A 3272-nucleotide genomic window follows, 5' to 3' on the forward strand; every position below is an offset into this window, starting at 1 on the left:
TACGGGGTACGGTGCTTCGCCATAATGGGCACCTCCTGAACAAAAGGATAGATGTCCACGAAAGCGGGTCAACTCCATTTGACACATTGCAGCGCTGACGAATGAGCATGGTCGACACAACCACCGGACGCCAAAAATTGAGGTGTGAAATGAAGCAGATTCTCGTTCGGAAGACGGGAGGCCCGGGGGTGCTGGAGCTGGTCTCCTCGCCGTCGCCGTCGCCGCGATCAGATGAAGTGCTCGTCGATGTCGAAGCTGCAGGCGTGAACTATGTCGATGTCTATCAGCGAAATGGAGCGGTAGATTACCAGTCTGGTGTCTTCGTGCCCGGCTTCGAAGGCGTTGGAACGATCCGTGAGGTCGGAAGCTCCGTAGCGTCGCTGAGAGCAGGTGCCCGGGTCGCCTGGATAAACGTCCCTGGCTCCTATTCAGAGCAGGTTGTGATGACAGCCGACCAGGCCATCGTGATTCCCTCTTCGTTCACAACCGACGAAGCACTGCTTTTTCAGGGCATCACGGCTCAATACCTGCTCGCCGAGTATCGGATCATCAAACCCGGCGACGTCGCCCTGGTGCACGCTGCCGCCGGCGGCGTAGGCCAGTTCCTTGTTCAGTGGCTTAAACGCATGGGGGCCGTCGTTATCGGAACGGCCTCCACGGAGGAAAAGCTGCAGACCGTCCGTGCGATCGGCGCTGACTACGCGGTGAATTACAGCGATGGTCACTTCCTTGACGCAGTGCTCGCGATAACGAACGGACGGGGTGTTGACGTCGCGTTTGACGCAGTGGGTGCAACCACCTTTTCCGAAACAGTAAAGGCGCTGGCAGCGCGAGGAATAGCCGTTGCCTATGGACAGGCATCCGGAGTCGCTCCTGACGTCCAGATCTATCCGCTGATCCTGAAGGGCGCACGGGTGGCCGGGGGATCGATCTTTACCTATATCCAAGATCCGATGGAAATGCAGCGTCGCGCGGCTGAACTGACCTGCGGCATTGAAGAAGGGTGGCTTAGCGCACTGAAGACGACACATTTTCCGCTGCATGAAGCGAGTTCAGCTCATCGGGCTATAGAGAGCCGCGGCACACAGGGCAAGCTTGCCCTGATTCCGTAAGTCTGAACGAACCGACATCGGCGCTCGTACCGCAACGAGCGTGGTCGAATCGTCGTTCGAAGAATCAGAGTATTGTGGTCGTCTGCTCCATCCGAGCGCCGTTGGGCCGCTGGCAATGGTCGGTTTCCGCATGCCCGTCGAAGTTCGCTGCGGCGCTTCCAGAGTTTCCAGCGGCCTCCGGCCTCCGGGCAAGGGCAACGTCATGGGAGGATGTAGTTGAACAACTTGATGGCGATCAGGGTCTTTGCCCGGGTTGTCGAGACAGGCGGCTTCACAAAAGCAGCCGACTCGCTTGGCATTCCCCTCGCGACCGTTAGCAAACTGATCCAGGATCTGGAATCCGAGCTGCGAGTTAAACTGTTGCAGCGGACCACGCGTATCGTTGCGGTAACGCCGGAAGGCGCTGCCTACTATGATCGCACTGTACCGATCATGCAGGCGCTGGACGAGATCAACAAGTCATTTGCCATGGAAAACGCAAATCTGACCGGGAGGATCAAGATCGGAATCAGCGCTTCTCTGGCCACCAGCTTTGTTATCCCCGCACTACCCCGGTTTCATGAGCGTTACCCAAACATTACAGTGGACCTTTCCGTTCGCGACAGTTTCAGCGACATGATTCAGGACGGCATCGACTGCGCCATTCGCGGTGGTCCGATGTACGACGAAGCGCTCGTGGCAAGGGAGGTCGGGCGCGCGAGCTGGACGACGTGCGCATCGACTGACTACGTAAAGCGCCACGGCATACCGACCAGCATCGAAGACCTCCAGAAGAACCACACCCTTGTGAAATACGTCTCACCGCGAACTGGACGAATCGTGCCGTCGCCGTTCGGGGCGGGGGAGCAGGCGACTGAGGTTCAACCCAACTCGTTTCTGAGCGTCAACGAGGGCAATGCTCACCTTGCGGCAGGTCTGGCTGGGGTTGGCGTCATTCAGATTTTCACTTTCAAGGTACGGCCCTTCATAGAAACCGGCCAACTGGTGTCGTTCCTGCAGGGTTCGGAACCACCACCGTACCCTTACCACGTCGTTTATCCCCGCAACCGCTACCTCAGCCAACGTGTAAGGATTTTCATAGACTGGCTTGTCGGGATGTTCGGCGAACTGGGCTAACGAGAGTTGATGAAATTGCTTCGGCTATATCGTTCGAAAGGAGCCAGAGCGCCCAAATAGCCCTTCAAAATCCCGAACTACCTTGCTCCTCCGTAACGACTGGGAAGGCGGGAGCAGGAGACATTCGCGTCTAGCTAACGACCGTCACTTCATGGCCGACCTCTGCCTGACGCGGTCGGGTCAGGTCGACCCATTTCTGCCTCTCAACGCTTAAGCGCTTCGCCGTCTCCGATTGGGGTACAGCGGTCATTCGCCGAGTCGACTTTGCAGGCCATAGCTAGCCAAAGCATCCGATTGCCCGCACCCAACGGCACGATGGACGCCGGGAACTGGCGATCGGCACGGCGACGCTCAGGTGCATGTAAGTAACCGTAACTGTTTGCGCTGGCAAGATCTCCGCTGGCCCAGTGGAACCCAGCGGCTAGTTGCATTGCGAGATCACTGACGCTTCGAAGCATCCTTCTTCAGCTTCTTCGCCTCCTTTTTTTCCTTCGGCGTTCTGGTGGCGACTTTTTTTTCCGTCTTTTTGGCGTCATGGGCTTTGCTCATGATGGACTCCCTTTTGTTTAAGTCTCCGAGTATACGACGCGGCACAGCTTTTCGCGGCCTCCTGCCGCTGTACCGATGCCATTCGCGGCATGGTCGTTGCCCAAAAAACCTGGGACACGATACTGGGAACGCTAATCCGCAGTCCGCCAGTCACGCCGGCGCAGGCATAGATTGCAATCGCGCTCCTTGACCGTTTTTTCTTCTTGCTTCTAATTGACGAACGGGGCAAGGCAACGCTGAAACGACGGCCAACGCAAAACCGGGCGGCAGGCTATTGCCTAGCGGTAGTTTGACCGCGCGAGGGCGCTTCCGGCAAAAGGGTCGTTTTTCCAGTCCGCACCAGACTGCGTTGCCGATTGGGACGGTGCTGCCGACGGAAGCTCGAAGTGCCCGATGGACTGTCCCGCGCTGATGGCCCGTTTCAGCCATTGAGGCGTTTCCCCTTCGCCGCTCCACGTATCACCGCTCGCACTCCCATAGCGATCCATGTCCGAT

The 3272-nt window shown here is 57.9% G+C and carries 3 protein-coding genes; 2 read left to right on the forward strand and 1 reads right to left on the reverse strand.

From position 1 onward, the window contains the following. Window positions 1-149: 149 nt before the first annotated feature. Together AWB76_RS38445 and AWB76_RS38450 are read left to right on the forward strand one after the other, a co-directional pair. Window positions 150-1112, forward strand: a complete 963-nt coding sequence (locus AWB76_RS38445) for a quinone oxidoreductase family protein (RefSeq protein ID WP_063936458.1) — start codon at window positions 150-152, stop codon at window positions 1110-1112. 216 nt (window positions 1113-1328) lie between these two features. Then, window positions 1329-2228 carry a LysR family transcriptional regulator gene (locus AWB76_RS38450; protein ID WP_061165303.1) on the forward strand — a complete coding sequence of 300 codons (900 nt, stop codon included), beginning with the start codon at window positions 1329-1331 and terminating at the stop codon, window positions 2226-2228. 827 nt (window positions 2229-3055) lie between these two features. Here the strand turns inward: AWB76_RS38450 and AWB76_RS40020 are convergent. Further along, on the reverse strand, window positions 3056-3272 hold a 217-nt coding region (locus tag AWB76_RS40020), incomplete at its 5' end, for an H-NS family nucleoid-associated regulatory protein (RefSeq protein WP_157696339.1).

The organism is Caballeronia temeraria (assembly GCF_001544795.2).
Lineage (GTDB): Bacteria > Pseudomonadota > Gammaproteobacteria > Burkholderiales > Burkholderiaceae > Caballeronia > Caballeronia temeraria.

Coding starts and splice junctions, on each gene's coding strand:
- AWB76_RS38445 (WP_063936458.1), top strand. CDS start 150: ATGAAGCAGATTCTCGTTCGGAAGACGGGAGGCCCGGGGGTGCTGGAG.